Here is a 15,147-nt window from a genome sequence, read left to right as displayed (position 1 = left end):
ACCAATACATTAAAGACTGACCGTTGGTGCAACATCAATGGCGGATTTATCAGCAAATTCTAATTGTGCTATTGGCATAAACCCAAACCAATTTGCCACTAAATTATTAGGAAAACTCTCACGTTGGTTATTATAAAACATCACGCTGTCATTATAAAACTGACGGGCAAATCCAATGCGATTTTCGGTGTTTTTAATCTCATCAGAGAGCTCTTTTAGGGCAGAATCGGCTTTTAATTCAGGGTAATTTTCTACCACGGCATAAAAACTGCCCAACGCCCGAGACAGGTTGCTCTCAGCATTTGCCAGTTTGATAAGCCCATCCGTGCCTGACAGCCCTGCACCTTTAAGTGCATCCAATCCACTTTTGGCGATGTTTCTGGCTTCGGTCACTTGGGTTAGTACCTGCTCTTCGTGGGTCATGTAGCGTTTGGCGACATTGACAAGATTGGGGATTAGGTCGTGGCGACGTTTGAGCTGAACATCAATCTGTGCCAATCCATTTGCCACTTGGTTTCTTAGACGAACCAGTGCGTTGTACACCGCTATCAAAAAGCCGATGATAACTGCCAATATGATGAGTGTTACGATGATGGCCATAATTTTTCCTTATTTTTACAAAATTTTGCCCTAACACAAAATTTTACTGTTAAAAATCATCAAGATGAATTAAAATAGCATGTTTTGATAAAAATGTCAGTCGCTGATACATCAAGTAACTTACACGACCATCTTATAATTTATCATGAAATCCGCCAACTATCAGCAATTTTTTGATAAATTTTATCAAAAGTTCATCCAACCGCACCACGATTTGCCATGAGAGAAGAACAGTACCGATTTTCACGCCAAAGCCATCACTTCGTTGGGCGAGATTTAGAGCCGAGCGTGTGGCAACGCATTCACATCGACCCATGGCTGACCCTGATTTTGTTCAGTATCTGCTTTGTGGGTTTGACGGTGCTATACAGTGCGTCCACGCAAAACACCGCCATGGTCATCCGACAAATGGTGAGCTATGGCATTGCCTTTGTGGTCATGGCAGTCATGGCACAGATTCCCCCCACTTTTTATCGCACGCTAAGCCCCATTTTTTATGTGCTGGGGCTGATTTTGTTGGTGCTCGTTGAGATTATTGGCGAAGTTCGCATGGGGGCGAGGCGTTGGATTGACATCCCTGGCTTTGGTAGTGTTCAGCCGTCTGAATTCATGAAACTTGGCATGCCGATGATGTGTGCGTGGTATCTATCCAGAAAGGAGCTACCACCAAGCATTCCCACGGTCTTTACCACGCTTGCCATCATCGCTGTGCCTGTGATACTCATCGCCAAAGAGCCTGATTTGGGGACGTCTATTCTGGTGGCAGCCAGTGGTATGTTTGTGCTGTTTTTATCAGGGTTGCCTTGGTGGATGATTGGCGGGGCGATTGCAGTGTTTATTCCTTTTGTGTGGGGCTTGTGGAATTTTTACATGCACGACTACCAAAAAACCCGTGTCATGACCCTATTTGACCCCGAAGCGGACGCCTTGGGGGCAGGTTGGAACATCATCCAATCAAAAACCGCCATCGGTTCGGGTGGCTTGACAGGCAAAGGCTATCTCGAAGGCACGCAGTCACATTTACACTTTTTGCCCGAAGGTCATACCGACTTTGCCATCGCAGCATTTAGCGAAGAGTTTGGTTTGGCAGGCGTGGGTCTGTTGCTGTTCTTTTATCTGTGCTTATTGGCTCGCTCTTTTTATATTGCCGTTGTCAATCCTGACACTTATTGTCGTCTGCTCGCTGGGGCATTGACCATGTCATTTTTTGTCTATATTTTTGTGAATATGGGCATGGTCAGTGGCATACTGCCCGTGGTTGGTGTGCCTTTGCCATTTATCAGTTATGGCGGTACGGCGGTGATTACTCTGATGGCAGGCTTTGGACTGCTAACCTGTGTGCATACTCATACCAAGCAGTAGGACACAATACCTTCTGTCACTATTTTAAAACCGTATGTCATAAAATGATGTACGGTTTTGTTATAAATCATGTTAAGATAAGAACATGACAGATTTATGACAAAAAATCATAAATAATGGTTGAAGACACCCTTTATTTGTTAAATTTTTAAAAACAATAGGGCGTGCCTGCCTTTGGTATTTGCAATGAAAAATAGGGGAAATCGCCCGTTTTTCAAGGAAAAAGTGAAGTTTGATAGTCGTTCTATCAAACGAGCTTTTGACGCAGAAAAACAAGATTTAGCCATTTTTCATGCAAAAATTGATAAAAGCATTAAATTTTCATCTTATTTTATAAAAATGTTATCAATGGTAGGCACGCCCTAACATCATTGTGGTTATTTGGCATAAAACTTGCAGTAATTAATTTTATGTCATGGGACGGATTTCATTTTAACCTTTGCAAATTTGTAAAGTGACTTATAAAACAATCTTGCAAAATAAAGAAAAACCCCCCATCTTATTAGGATAACTAACGATTGGCTTGCTTAAATTGACTTAACACCAATCATTAACCCACTAGAATGCCATCATTGCTTTTGTAGGTATGAATAAAAAATGTCAGGCATTCCTTTATAGGTTCTCACATGAAATATCTAAAAACTGGTGCGATTGCACTTGCAACAACCCTAGGAACAGTCGCTCCTGTTCAAGCGGTCAATGCGGCAAACACAAGTGCCAATATTGATAAAGTATTGGGCGAGCTTAGCCGTCAGCACAATAACGCATCAAGCCTTGTCAAATCGACTCGTGACAACACTTCATTGGCGTTATCAAGCTCTTTAATCAAGGACGCTAAGAGTGACTCTCAAAAAGACTCGGACATGCTAGGACAGCTCTCTGCTGTTGCTTCTAATACCGTCAGCAAATTTAAACAATCAGGCATGGCATCATGGTATGGTCGCCAGTTCCATGGCAAACCCACCGCCAGTGGCGAAACCTTTGACATGAATGCCATGACCGCCGCTCACAGCTCCTTACCGATGAACTGCTACATCAAAGTCACCAATAAGGACAACGGCAAATCGGTCGTCGTTAAAGTCAATGACCGCCCTGCCCAAGCCAACCGTATCTTGGATTTGTCTTATGGTGCCGCCAAAGCCATTGGGCTAACCCAAAAAGGCGTGGGCAATGTCAGCATTGAGCGTATTGATTAATCGCTTGCTTTCCTTTTAAATCCCCATTTACTTTAAAAACCACGAATTTACATTTGTGGTTTTTATTTTACAAGCAATTTAGCACATAAAATTACAAAGGACGTGCTTGACACGTCCCTATATCCACATATCATAAACCTGTGGTAATTTTAAGCTCTTTGACTCTATTTTACAAACCTGCTTCTAACTCGCCTGCTTCGACACTTTGGCGGATTAGGGTGTTAATGGTCATCGGCCCCACACCCCCTGGTACGGGTGTGTAGAAACTGGCAATCTCTTCAATACCATCAAGCTCAATATCACCCACACCGCCTGTCTTAGTCGGGTGAAAGCCTGCATCCACGACCACCGCCCCTTGTTTTATCCAATCTTTTTTGATAAGCTCTGGCACGCCCACCGCCCCCACCACAATGTCCGCTTGGCGGACATGGTCGGCAAGATTGGCGGTCTTAGAGTGGCAAATGGTTACGGTGCAGTTGGCATTTAGAAGCATCATCGCCATCGGTTTGCCCAAAATCGCACTACGCCCCACCACCACAGCGTGTTTGCCCGCCAGTGGTACGTTATGGTGATTTAGCAGGTGCATGATACCTTGCGGTGTGGCAGAACCATAAGCACGCTCGCCCATTGCCATACGCCCAAAGCCCAGACAAGTCACACCATCCACATCCTTGGATAGGGCAATCTCATCAAAACAGGCACGCTCATCAATCTGAGCAGGCACAGGGTGCTGCAATAAAATGCCATGCACATCGGGGTTGGCGTTTAATTCACGGATTTTAGCAAGTAGCTCATCAGTGGTCGTCTCGCTTGGCATTTCCACACGGATAGAGTCCATGCCCACACGCTTACAGGCATTGCCTTTCATGCGGACATAGGTCGCTGACGCTGGGTCATCGCCGACTAGGATAGTCGCCAAAATGGGCGTACGTCCTGTCTTGTCTTTGAGAGTTTGCACCCGCTCACTAAGTTCTTTTTCAATTTGACCAGCAAGGGCTTTACCATCTAAAATCTGTGCCATAAATCCACCTTTTATATTAACGTAATCATCTAATGATATGACTTAGGATAATCCTACACCATATCTACTGCTTGTGCTGATTTTACCACATCAAAGCGTAATTTTGATGACTTTTTATCATCATTTGCCAATTTTTCATCATCAAGCGACACTTGCACCACCCCACCTTGTGCCAGCTCGCCAAAGAGTATCATCTCAGCAAGGGGTTTTTTAAGCTCATCAGTCACCAGTCGTGCCATCGGTCTTGCCCCCATAAGTTTATCATAACCCTTCTCGCCAAGATATGTACGCACGTCATCGCTGACTTCTAGCACCACGTTTTTATCATCTAGGGTACTTTGTAGCTCGATGATGAATTTATCCACCACCGAACCGATGGTCTCACTAGATAACGGAGCGAACTGCACCACCGCGTCCAAACGATTGCGAAACTCTGGGGTAAAGGTGCGTTTCATTGCCTCAGAGTTATCACTGCTGTGGTCTTGCTCGGTAAAGCCCATCGATGTACGGCTAATACTCTCTGCCCCGACATTGGTTGTCATGATGAGAATGACTTGTTTAAAGGACACGCTTCTGCCGTTATTGTCGGTCAACGTGCCGTGATCCATGACTTGTAGCAGTAGGTTAAAGACGTCATGATGGGCTTTTTCAATTTCATCAAGCAGTAGCACGCAGTGGGGGTGCTGATGGACTTTTTCGGTCAAAAGTCCGCCTTGGTCATAGCCGACATAGCCAGGGGGAGCCCCGATGAGCCGTGATGCAGTATGGGCCTCCATGTATTCACTCATGTCAAAACGGATAAGCTCCACGCCCAAGGCAAAGGCAAGCTGACGGGCAATTTCGGTTTTACCCACCCCTGTTGGTCCTGCGAACATGAACGCCCCGATGGGTTTGTCGGTGGATTTGAGTCCTGCCCGAGCCAGCTTGATACTGTCGGCTAATTTGCTAATCGCTTCATCTTGCCCAAAGACGACGTGTTTTAAATCTCGCTCTAAGTTTTTCAACACTTCCACGTCATCACGACTCACCGATTTGGGCGGTATGCGAGCGATTTTAGCGACGATTTCTTCGACTTGTGCCACGTCCACCGTGCCGATGATGGCTGTTTGTGTGTCATGATTAGCATTATCCAACTTCTCGCCATGTTGCAGTCGCATTCTCGCCCCTGCTTCATCGATGACATCGATGGCTTTGTCGGGCAAAAAGCGGTCATGGATGTGCTTGGCAGACAGCTCCACCGCCGATTTGATGGCGTCATCGGTATAGCTGACCCGATGAAAGGCTTCGTACTGGACTTTTAAGCCTTGCAAGATATCAATACTGTCTTCTATGCTTGGTTCTTTAATGTCGATTTTTTGGAAACGTCTGGATAGGGCATGGTCTTTTTCAAAGACTTGGTGGTATTCGGCAAAGGTCGTTGAGCCGATACAGCGTAACTCGCCATTGGCTAAGGCAGGCTTGATAAGGTTGGATACGTCCATCGTACTATTCATAGATGAACCTGCCCCGATGATGGTGTGAATCTCATCGATAAATAGCACGGCATTGGGCTGTTTTTTAATGGCTTTTAATAAGTCTTTGATACGGTTTTCAAAATCACCACGAAACTTCGTCCCTGCCACCAATGAACCGATATCAAGGCTATAAATGATGGTATCGGCTAGGGCTTTTGGGGCTTTGCCACTGGTAATGAGCCACGCCAACCCTTCGGCAATGGCGGTCTTACCCACCCCAGGGTCGCCCACCAACAGGGGGTTATTTTTACGGCGACGGCATAGGATTTGGGCGGTGCGCTCTATCTCTGCCATGCGTCCAATGAGTGGGTCGGTCAAGCCCTGCTTGGCTCGCTCGTTAAGATTTTGGGCGAACTCTTTTAGTGGGTCTTTTTTGGGGGCGGACTTTTGGGCTTTGGGGCTGTCATCTTCTTCGCTCTCGCCCTGCTCATCATTAGGCTCATTCATGCCATGCGACAGATACCGCATGACTGACAAGCCCGATATGCCCTGCGATTTGAGCAGTGCCACCGCCTGTGAATCCCGCTCTTTAAATATCGCCACCAACACATCAATGCCTGACACCGCTCGCCCCTGCCCACTGGTCTGCACATGCCAAATCGCCCGTTGTAGCACTCGCTGATAGGCTTTGGTCATCATGGGCGTGGCGTGCGTGCCTGTAATGCGTGGGATATAAACTTGCAAATACCGCTTTAACTCATTTGCCAAAAAGTCCAAATCCACCCCACACGCCGTCAAAATCTCTCGCGCTTCGGGGTCGCTGATAAGCCCCAGTAGCAAATGCTCAACCGTGATGTATTCGTGCTGTTCTTTGCGGGCGAAATCTTCTACCGCTTGGCGAGTATTTTCAAAGGTTTTATTAAACATAAAAGTCCTACTTGGTGAATGCTTTTATAACAATATGGGGATAATGCCACAAAAAACCATGATTGTCATGTAAAAAAGTGGAAAATGGTAGCGATGGCTTTATTCTGCTTTTAAAACCACTCAATTTTCCACATCAATTAACCAACCCCACTCATCATCACCGCCATCTCAATGGCACGTCTTAGACTACTGCTACTCGCCCGCCCTGTCCCTGCCAAATCCAATGCCGTGCCGTGGTCTACGGACGTTCGCACATAGGGCAAGCCTAGCGTGATATTGACCGTATCGCCAAAGCCGTGCGATTTTAGGGGGGCAAGCCCTTGGTCATGATACATGGCAATCACCGCATCCGCCATCGCCAGATGTCGCTCGGTAAATAAGGTATCGGCAGGCATGGCAAGACTGATGTCCATGCCGTTTTTGCGAAAATCATGCAAAACAGGGTTGATAACCATCAGCTCTTCATCGCCCAGATGTCCGTCTTCGCCTGCGTGGGGGTTTAGTCCGCATACTAGGATTTTGGGGCGGGTTATGCCAAATTTATGCACCATCTCATCGTGAGTGATTTGCACCGTTTGGCGAATCTCTTGGGGTGTGATGGCACTGGGTACGTCTTTTAGGGGGATATGCGTGGTTACTAGGGCAACTTTCATCTTGGCATTGGCAAGCATCATCGCAACCTTGTCCACGCCTGCCTTGTGCATAAAATACTCGGTATGACCGCTAAATTTATCGCCATTGTCTAGGCATACCCTGCCGTCTATCATCACCGATTTTTGTAGGGGAGCGGTGATGATGGCACGGATTTGGTGGGTGGTGGCAAGTGTGTGGGCGATGTCAAGCTGAGCCTTGACCATATGGGCGTTATCGGCATTTAGCACACCTGCGACCACAGGGGCAAAACAAGGCACATGGAGTAGATAGATAGGGCATGGGTCAGATGGGTTAATCCCACCGATGTCATCTATCACTGCCATGTCCGTCAGTATGTCCGTCTGTGCCTTGCTGTGCCTTTGTAGCTGTGCCACTCGCTCGGCAAAGGCGTGTTTGTCCGCACAGATGATAAGGGGCGTGGGCAAGGCGTGGGCGTGATGGGTCAGCGTATCAATGACGATGTCCATGCCAATGCCAGCAGGTTCGCCTGTGGTGATGAGTAGGGGTTTGGGGGGTGTGGTCTGCATATTGATGTCATCTGTGGATAAATGAGTCGTCTATTTTACCGATTAATTGACATTTTAAAAAGCACATTTTTGGGCTTTGTGGTAAAATTTACCGCCTAATTTTTAAAAAATAAACATCATCGCCATGACCGAAGCTAGCACCCTAAAAGATACCAACACCGCCAATGATGACCTACTGACCCTGCAACCGCCACACAACATGGACATCGAGCGGGCGTTACTGGCGTCGCTCATGAGTATTGATGATTCCTTTGAGAAAATCGACGGCATTGTCAAGACAGAAGATTTTTATGGCGAGCGTCATCGGCAGATTTTTAATGCCATCAATCATTTATCACGAGTCAATCAGCCTTATGATACACTGATGGTGCATGACTTTTTGAGTCAGCAAAACCTACTTGCCATGGCAGGCGGGGAAGAGTATCTCATGCAAATCAACCAAAGCCCTGCCACGCTCTTTAACCTAATCCCCTATGCCGAGCGGGTGCGTGAGTTCTCGATCTATCGTCAGCTCATCAAATCCGCCAATACCATGCTCAATCTGGCGTATCACCCCAAAAAACAGACCGTGAGCGAGATTTTGGACGTGGTCGAAGCGGATATTTTTCGTATCAATGAAGACTACTCTCGTGGCACGGGCAAACAGGGGGTTCGGCGAGTTGAAGACATCTTACAAAGCGTGACCGACCAGCTCGTTGAGATTAAAAGCCGTCAAGGCGGACTCATCGGACTGCGTACGCCCTTTGAAGAGCTAAATAACAAAACCCAAGGTTTGCAACGGGGCGATCTCATTATTTTGGCGGCACGTCCGTCCATGGGGAAGACCACCTTTGCCATGAATCTCGCCCAAGAAGTACTGGTGCAAGAGCTACCCGTGGTCATGTTCTCCATGGAGATGCCTGCCGAGTCCATTCTCATGCGGATGATGTCGGGGTTTAGTAGCATTAACCAAAGCAACCTACGCTCGGCACAGATGAGCGAAGATGAGTGGGTGCGTCTGTCGCAGGCGATGACTTTTTTTCAAAACACTCATCTGTACATTGACGACCGTAACAACCTACCGCCATCCGAAGTCCGCTCCACCTGCCGACGTATCGCCAAAAACCACCCCGAAGGCTTGGGCATGATTGTCGTGGATTATTTGCAGCTTATGAAAGTACCGGGCATGGAGAACAACCGTGTCCAAGAGATTGGCGAGATTAGCCGAAGCCTAAAAGCCCTAGCCCGTGAGATGAACTGCCCTGTCATCGCCCTATCTCAGCTTAACCGTAGCCTAGAACAACGTACCGACAAACGCCCGATGATGGCGGATTTGCGTGAGTCAGGGGCGATTGAGCAGGACGCTGACTTGATTATGTTCATCTATCGTGATGAAGTGTATTATAAGGATAAGGCGGACAACAAAGGCTTTGCCGAGATTATCATTGGCAAACAGCGTAACGGCCCCATCGGTAAACTGCCCCTTAAGTTTGTGGGCGAATACACCCGCTTTGATAATCTCATCGTTGGCGACAGACTCGATGATTATGAAGAAGAATGACAAATAAAATGACAAATAAACAGGACAATCCATGCGACACACTCACATCACCATAAGCCAAACCGCCCTAAGCCATAATCTAGACATCATCAAACGCCACGCCCCCCATGCGTCCATCATGGTAATGGTCAAGGCAAATGCTTACGGTCATGGGGTCGCCCACTGCCTGCCTGCTCTTATGCAAGCGGACGCTTTTGGTGTGGCAAGTTTTGATGAAGCCTTAATGGTGCATGAGATTTGTGGGCAGTTATCCAAACGCATTATTCTCATCGAAGGCGTGTTTAGCCAAGATGAGTGGCTTGTCGCCCAAACGCACGGTTTTGAATGCGTGGTGCATTGTCAAGCCCAACTGGACTGGGCGTTATCGCACGTTCCGCCTATAGATAGCCCCACACGCACCATTTGGCTCAAATACAACACGGGCATGAACCGCTTAGGTCTTGGGCATGATGACGTACTCACTTGTGCCAAACTTTTACATGATAAGGGCTATCGGCTGATTCTTGCCAGTCATTTTGCCTGTGCTGATGACAAAGACCACCCTGCCAATGCCCGACAAATCAAGCAGTTTGATGACGTACTAACCACCCTAAAATCTTTGTACGGCGATGTACAAGGCTCGCTCTGTAACTCGGCAGGTATCATCAACTTCCCCCACGCTCATCATGACTGGGTGCGTGCAGGCATTGCCTTGTATGGGGCAAGTCCTGTGGCGGATAGCTCTGCCGATGACTTAGGCTTGTCCCCTGTGATGAATTTCACCGCCCAAATCTTTGCCACGCATGAGCTGCCTATAGGCGAGCAGGTCGGCTATGGTGGGCTGTGGAGAGCGGATAAACCTACTCGCATTGGCGTGCTAAGTGTCGGCTATGGCGACGGCTACCCCCGTGTGGTTACTGATGCTAAGGTATCCATTACCAAAGACGCTCAAACTTATCTTGCCCCCATTGTTGGACGTGTCGCCATGGACATGATGATGATAGACATCACAGGCTTGCCTGTGGGTGTAGGCGATACGGTCATGCTATGGGGCGACGATTTACCTGCCGATAACGTGGCACATTGGGCGAATAGCATTAGTTATGAGCTGTTTTGTAAAACCACCAACCGCCCACATCGGGGTGTTGTGGTGTAGATACTTTAATTTCAATTTACAATAGCAACTTATTGATTAATCTATAATTATTTTTTTGATAAATCAATAACTTATATAAAGTTAAGAATAGGGTGTATGGGCATAATATTGTTAAAGGGTGTGTTCAACACACCCCTGCAAATCTTGTGGTAAACATCGGTTCATTAGGTGTACTTACCAATAAAATCGGTTAAGGCATTGCATTTTTATAAAAAGATTTGTTATACTCATGCCTTTATTTTTCCATGATTAAAACAAGGAGTTGGCATGAGCGTTCGCCATTTTTTAACCTTATTTGACCTATCCAAAGACGAACTTCGCACCGTTATCAGTCGTGCCAGTGAACTTCGCCAAATGCAACACAAAGGCGAGATTTATCGCCCTTTTGTCGGTCGCACGCTTGCCATGATTTTTGAAAAATCCAGCACTCGCACCCGTGTGTCCTTTGAGACAGGCATGGGACAGTTTGGCGGTCAGGCTCTGTTTTTGTCGCCCAACGACACCCAGCTTGGGCGTGGCGAACCGATAGAAGATTCGGCTCGTGTGATTAGCTCGATGACCGATATCGTGATGATTCGTACATTCGCCCATGAGCGTGTAGAGACCTTTGCCAAACATTCGTCCGTGCCAGTCATCAACGCCTTGACCGATGATTATCACCCTTGCCAACTGCTTGCCGACATGCAGACCTTTTTTGAACACAAAGGCGACATCAAAGGCAAAACGGTAACGTGGGTCGGCGATGGTAATAATATGTGTAACTCATATATCCTAGCGTCCGAGCAGTTTGATTTTCATCTAAATATCGCCACGCCAAAAGGCTACGAGCCAAACAGTGAACTGGTCACCCGATATGCCCATCGCTTGACTTTGACAAACAGCGTTGCCGATGCGGTTAAAGGTTCACACCTTGTCGTTACAGACGTGTGGGCAAGCATGGGACAAGAAGCTGAGCAGAAAAAACGTGAAGCCGACTTTGTAGGCTTTCAAATCACGCCTAAGCTACTAGACACCGCCGACAAAGACGTGCTGTTTATGCACTGCCTGCCTGCTCATCGTGGCGAAGAGATAAGCCATGACCTACTAGATGACCCCCGTTCGGTGGTGTGGGATGAAGCGGAGAATCGTTTGCACGCCCAAAAAGCACTCATGGAGTTTTTGTTAAAAGATAAAATCAAACTATAAACCCAAACACCAATCTTTGATTGGTGTTTTTTGGATACACTTATCGTTAATACCAGTCATAAAAACAAAATATTACCACTGGCAAGCACAAATGATTGTTCTACCAAATAAGCCTTGTAAAATCACAACACTACAATCGCTACGTGTTTGGCAGTCTTTCATGCCAAAAGGATTGGCTTTGCAAACCCAATACAACCAATCACAACCTAAGTTGCAAGCATTCAAACCAACATGTTTTACCAACACCAACGCTTCCATACTGTTAATTGAATTCATATGCCAAACACCCTCCTAAACCGCATTCACACCATCATGGTTAATACAACCCTGCCTGCCAATATCGGCTCAACAGCTCGTGCCATGCACACCATGGGACTGTCCCATTTGACCGTGGTCGCCCCCCGCCTACCCATTGATGAGACCAGTCACGCCAATGCCGCCGGTGGTACGTCCGTCCTAGACAACGCCATCATCTCTGACACCATCGAGACCGCCCTATCGCCACATGCCTTGATTGTCATGGCATCGGCACGCACTCGCCATCTGCCCAAGCCTGTCATCACACCAAACAAGTGTGCGGTGCTGTGTCATGATTTTTTGGCTAAAAACCCCAATGCAACCATCGCCTTGGTCTTTGGGCGTGAAGACAGAGGGCTGACCAATGACGAGCTGGCACTGGCGGATTATCATGTGCAAATCCCTGCCAACCCTGCCTATCCTGTGCTTAACGTGGCAAGTGCCGTACAAGTCATCATAAGCACACTTTATGCTTATTTTGATGAGCAAAACAGCGACAAACCCAAAGATGACACCCATTATAATCAGCACAATCTCAAACACCATCTTGACATCCATCATCGCACCGAATGGGATGAGCCTGCCATCACCCACGCCCAAAAGATGGGGCTTGATGACGCCATCACAAGCCTGCTCATCAAGCTCAATCTCGCCCGAGATGATGAACTAAAAGACCTGCCCAAACGCTTATCACGCCTATCTTCTCGCCTGCAACTTGACCAAAAAGAATACGCCCTACTGCGAGCATTATTGGCAAAGATTGATAAAAAGATTGGCTAAATATTGAACAGCTTACCACTTTTGGGCAATGGGCTAGGGTGTGATTTTGTTATACAATCATGTCATCTTGCTTTTCTTAACTTATGTCAATTTTTAATGGTTGTTTTGGTGTCCTTTATGAAATCTTTGACCCTGCCCCTATTGTCCACACTCATGCTAAACCTGCCTGTCGCCCATGCTGACGTAACCGTCTATGCAGCAGCCAGCCTGACCGATGTCATGGGCGAGCTTAACAAAATGTATGAGAAAAAATACCGCACCAAAGTAAAGACTTCTTATGCATCATCAGGCACGCTCGCCAAGCAGATAGAACAAGGTGGCAAGGCGGACGTATTTATCTCAGCAGATGTAGCATGGATGACTTATCTTAATAGAAAAAATCTCATCAGCCCTACCAACACCACGCATTTGCTAGGCAATCGCTTGGTAATAATCAGCCCTGCCAAAAACCCCATCAAAGTCACAATGAGCCAAAATTTTAATATTAGTGGTAGTTTTACAGGCAAACTCTGCACAGGCAATACCGCCAGCGTCCCCGTCGGCAAATACACCAAAGAAGCACTCACGCACATGACGTGGTGGCAGAGTATCAAACCAAGACTGGTCGAGACCGAAGACGTACGTGTCGCCTTAAATTTCGTCGCCCGTGGCGAGTGTCCACTTGGTATCGTGTATGCCACTGACGCCATCAGCACCCAAGCGGTAAAGACCGTGGCGACTTTTCCCACTAACAGTCACACGCCCATCATTTATCCTGCAGGGCTTGTCCGTCCTAATAACAGCAATGCCAAGCGATTTTATCAGTTTTTACAATCTGACGATGCCAAAGCAGTTTTTAAAAAGCATGGATTTACCCCGTTAAAATAAATCATAATTGAACACTACTTACAAATGGGCATTAGCCAGATTGCCCATTTTACTTTATAATGTCGCCATCATTGCCATCATCATTTGCCATGCTATTTTCACTCAGCCCCGACGAGCTTGAAGTCATCAGCTTATCGGTTAAAATCACCCTATCCTGCCTGCTCATCAATCTCATCCCTGCCATCATGATGGGTTATTTTTTGGCACGCTCACAGTTTTGGGGTAAATCGCTTGTTGAGACCTTGGTGTATCTCCCCCTTGTCCTGCCACCTGTCGTCCCTGGTTATGTACTGCTTGTTCTATTTGGTAATCAAGGCGTGATTGGCAAGCATTTGAGCAGTTTGGGGCTAGAATTTGCCTTTAATTGGAAAGGGGCGGTGCTTGCCAGTGCGGTGATGGGTTTTCCTTTGATGGTACAATCATCACGCCTTGCCTTTGAGATGGTTGATACACGCCTAGAATGGGTCGCCAAAAGTCTGGGGGCTAGCAGGATTGGTACGTTTTTTAAAGTGACCCTGCCTTTGTCGGCAAGCGGTATCGTCGTTGGGGCGATTTTGGGATTTTGTCGCAGTTTGGGCGAGTTTGGGGCGACCATCACGTTCGTGGGCAACGTCGCAGACGAGACACGCACCCTGCCCCTTGCCATGTATAGCTTATTACAACAGGCTGACGGCGATGTTGCCATCATGCGACTGATGGCGTTCTCGGTCGGCGTGGCATTTGTGGCGTTGTTTTTCTCACAGTGGTATCATCGTCAGCAACAGCAAAAGGTGTAGCAATGAATACCCATGACAAATCCACCTTTGATTGTGATGTCACTCTAAAACTGGGTAAAATCACCCTATCGCCAAAGTTTTGTTTTGATGACAACATCGTCGGGCTGTTTGGGGCGAGCGGTACGGGCAAGACCAGCATCCTACATGCCTTTGCAGGGATTGTCACGCCCACATCAGGACACATCAGAGTCAATGGCGTGACATGGTTCGACAAACAAGCCAACATCAATTTACCCATACAAGACCGACTGGTCGGTTTGGTATTCCAAGACGGGCAACTACTCCCCCACAAGAGCGTGATGGATAACCTGCTGTTCGGCTATCGGCACCGTGATAAGTCCGCCCGTCGTTTCCATCCTGATGACATCATCAGTCTATTAAAACTGGGGCATCTAACCAAGCGTTTGCCCGCCAAACTCTCAGGCGGGGAAAAACAGCGAGTGGCACTCGGGCGAGCGTTGCTATACTCTCCCAATCTACTACTCATGGACGAACCGCTGTCCGCTCTAGATAGCGAACACAAGCAAGAAATTCTGCCGTTTTTTCAAGACATCAAAGCGATGAACATTCCCATGCTGTACGTCAGTCATGACATACAAGAGATTGAATTTTTGACATCAAGTGTGTATCGGGTGAGTAGATGACAGAATGCTTGCGAAATTCAACAGATTTAGCTTATGGAACTTAACTTTGCTAAACTTAAAATCTTAAAAAATCTAATCAGTCATAATTTTACAAACAGCTCAACGCTTTAGTAGCTGATCGACTTAAGAGCGTTTATGTACCACAATCGTTTTTTATTTTATTTAGAACACGTTGAACATTC

General features: G+C 47.1%; 14 protein-coding genes. 10 read left to right on the top strand and 4 right to left on the bottom strand.

Going from position 1 to position 15,147, the window contains the following annotated elements:
- Positions 1–9: 9 nt before the first annotated feature.
- Positions 10–600, bottom strand: coding sequence for a LemA family protein (locus B5J93_RS05420; RefSeq protein ID WP_079325287.1), 591 nt, complete (start codon positions 598–600; stop codon positions 10–12).
- Between the two features lie 219 nt (positions 601–819).
- Between B5J93_RS05420 and rodA the strand changes: the two genes are divergently transcribed.
- From rodA to B5J93_RS05405, 3 genes are all read left to right on the top strand, one after another.
- Complete coding sequence (rodA, locus tag B5J93_RS05415) at positions 820–1,962, top strand: rod shape-determining protein RodA (RefSeq protein WP_079325285.1); 1,143 nt, start codon at positions 820–822, stop codon at positions 1,960–1,962.
- Positions 1,963–2,148: 186 nt separating this feature from the next.
- A complete protein-coding gene (locus tag B5J93_RS05410; RefSeq protein ID WP_079325283.1) occupies positions 2,149–2,328 on the top strand; it encodes a hypothetical protein in 180 nt (59 codons plus the stop codon).
- A 260-nt stretch (positions 2,329–2,588) separates the two neighbouring features.
- Positions 2,589–3,158: a septal ring lytic transglycosylase RlpA family protein gene (locus B5J93_RS05405; RefSeq protein ID WP_079325281.1), complete on the top strand. Its 570-nt coding sequence runs from the start codon at positions 2,589–2,591 to the stop codon at positions 3,156–3,158.
- A 169-nt stretch (positions 3,159–3,327) separates the two neighbouring features.
- Here B5J93_RS05405 and folD read toward each other — a convergent pair whose 3' ends face one another.
- The 3 genes from folD to pdxA form a co-directional block, all read right to left on the bottom strand.
- Positions 3,328–4,179, bottom strand: a complete 852-nt coding sequence (gene folD, locus B5J93_RS05400) for a bifunctional methylenetetrahydrofolate dehydrogenase/methenyltetrahydrofolate cyclohydrolase FolD (RefSeq protein WP_079325279.1) — start codon at positions 4,177–4,179, stop codon at positions 3,328–3,330.
- 53 nt (positions 4,180–4,232) lie between these two features.
- Positions 4,233–6,560, bottom strand: a complete 2,328-nt coding sequence (gene clpA, locus B5J93_RS05395; protein WP_079325278.1) for an ATP-dependent Clp protease ATP-binding subunit ClpA — start codon at positions 6,558–6,560, stop codon at positions 4,233–4,235.
- A 137-nt stretch (positions 6,561–6,697) separates the two neighbouring features.
- The gene (pdxA, locus tag B5J93_RS05390) at positions 6,698–7,741 is read right to left on the bottom strand and encodes a 4-hydroxythreonine-4-phosphate dehydrogenase PdxA (protein WP_079325277.1); all 1,044 of its coding nucleotides are present in this window, start codon (positions 7,739–7,741) and stop codon (positions 6,698–6,700) included.
- Positions 7,742–7,865: 124 nt separating this feature from the next.
- Between pdxA and dnaB the strand changes: the two genes are divergently transcribed.
- The 7 genes from dnaB to B5J93_RS05350 all read left to right on the top strand — a co-directional run bounded on the left by dnaB (position 7,866) and on the right by B5J93_RS05350 (position 14,965).
- Entirely contained in the window at positions 7,866–9,281 is a 1,416-nt protein-coding gene (dnaB, locus tag B5J93_RS05385; protein ID WP_079325275.1) for a replicative DNA helicase, read from the top strand.
- A 31-nt stretch (positions 9,282–9,312) separates the two neighbouring features.
- Complete coding sequence (gene alr / locus B5J93_RS05380) at positions 9,313–10,416, top strand: alanine racemase (RefSeq protein ID WP_079325273.1); 1,104 nt, start codon at positions 9,313–9,315, stop codon at positions 10,414–10,416.
- A 267-nt stretch (positions 10,417–10,683) separates the two neighbouring features.
- Entirely contained in the window at positions 10,684–11,601 is a 918-nt protein-coding gene (gene argF / locus B5J93_RS05375) for an ornithine carbamoyltransferase (protein WP_079325271.1), read from the top strand.
- A gap of 276 nt (positions 11,602–11,877) precedes the next feature.
- Positions 11,878–12,678: an RNA methyltransferase gene (locus tag B5J93_RS05365; protein ID WP_079325267.1), complete on the top strand. Its 801-nt coding sequence runs from the start codon at positions 11,878–11,880 to the stop codon at positions 12,676–12,678.
- Positions 12,679–12,795: 117 nt separating this feature from the next.
- The gene (gene modA / locus B5J93_RS05360) at positions 12,796–13,545 is read left to right on the top strand and encodes a molybdate ABC transporter substrate-binding protein (protein ID WP_079325265.1); all 750 of its coding nucleotides are present in this window, start codon (positions 12,796–12,798) and stop codon (positions 13,543–13,545) included.
- 89 nt (positions 13,546–13,634) lie between these two features.
- Entirely contained in the window at positions 13,635–14,321 is a 687-nt protein-coding gene (gene modB, locus B5J93_RS05355; RefSeq protein WP_079325368.1) for a molybdate ABC transporter permease subunit, read from the top strand.
- A gap of 2 nt (positions 14,322–14,323) precedes the next feature.
- A complete protein-coding gene (locus B5J93_RS05350) occupies positions 14,324–14,965 on the top strand; it encodes an ATP-binding cassette domain-containing protein (RefSeq protein ID WP_079325263.1) in 642 nt (213 codons plus the stop codon).
- Positions 14,966–15,147: the final 182 nt, after the last annotated feature.

The sequence above is a fragment of the Moraxella equi genome (assembly GCF_002027555.1).
In the GTDB taxonomy this organism is placed as follows: Bacteria; Pseudomonadota; Gammaproteobacteria; order Pseudomonadales; family Moraxellaceae; genus Moraxella; species Moraxella equi.
This window is presented reverse-complemented; position numbering and strand designations above follow the sequence as displayed.

What these genes read in the sequence shown, in the direction of transcription:
- alr (WP_079325273.1), top strand. Translation starts at nt 9,313, where the DNA reads ATGCGACACACTCACATCACCATAAGCCAAACCGCCCTAAGCCATAAT.
- rodA (WP_079325285.1), top strand. Translation starts at nt 820, where the DNA reads ATGAGAGAAGAACAGTACCGATTTTCACGCCAAAGCCATCACTTCGTT.
- folD (WP_079325279.1), bottom strand. Translation starts at nt 4,179, where the DNA reads ATGGCACAGATTTTAGATGGTAAAGCCCTTGCTGGTCAAATTGAAAAA.
- pdxA (WP_079325277.1), bottom strand. Translation starts at nt 7,741, where the DNA reads ATGCAGACCACACCCCCCAAACCCCTACTCATCACCACAGGCGAACCT.
- B5J93_RS05420 (WP_079325287.1), bottom strand. Translation starts at nt 600, where the DNA reads ATGGCCATCATCGTAACACTCATCATATTGGCAGTTATCATCGGCTTT.
- dnaB (WP_079325275.1), top strand. Translation starts at nt 7,866, where the DNA reads ATGACCGAAGCTAGCACCCTAAAAGATACCAACACCGCCAATGATGAC.
- B5J93_RS05405 (WP_079325281.1), top strand. Translation starts at nt 2,589, where the DNA reads ATGAAATATCTAAAAACTGGTGCGATTGCACTTGCAACAACCCTAGGA.
- B5J93_RS05350 (WP_079325263.1), top strand. Translation starts at nt 14,324, where the DNA reads ATGAATACCCATGACAAATCCACCTTTGATTGTGATGTCACTCTAAAA.
- clpA (WP_079325278.1), bottom strand. Translation starts at nt 6,560, where the DNA reads ATGTTTAATAAAACCTTTGAAAATACTCGCCAAGCGGTAGAAGATTTC.
- B5J93_RS05410 (WP_079325283.1), top strand. Translation starts at nt 2,149, where the DNA reads ATGAAAAATAGGGGAAATCGCCCGTTTTTCAAGGAAAAAGTGAAGTTT.
- B5J93_RS05365 (WP_079325267.1), top strand. Translation starts at nt 11,878, where the DNA reads ATGCCAAACACCCTCCTAAACCGCATTCACACCATCATGGTTAATACA.
- modB (WP_079325368.1), top strand. Translation starts at nt 13,635, where the DNA reads ATGCTATTTTCACTCAGCCCCGACGAGCTTGAAGTCATCAGCTTATCG.
- argF (WP_079325271.1), top strand. Translation starts at nt 10,684, where the DNA reads ATGAGCGTTCGCCATTTTTTAACCTTATTTGACCTATCCAAAGACGAA.
- modA (WP_079325265.1), top strand. Translation starts at nt 12,796, where the DNA reads ATGAAATCTTTGACCCTGCCCCTATTGTCCACACTCATGCTAAACCTG.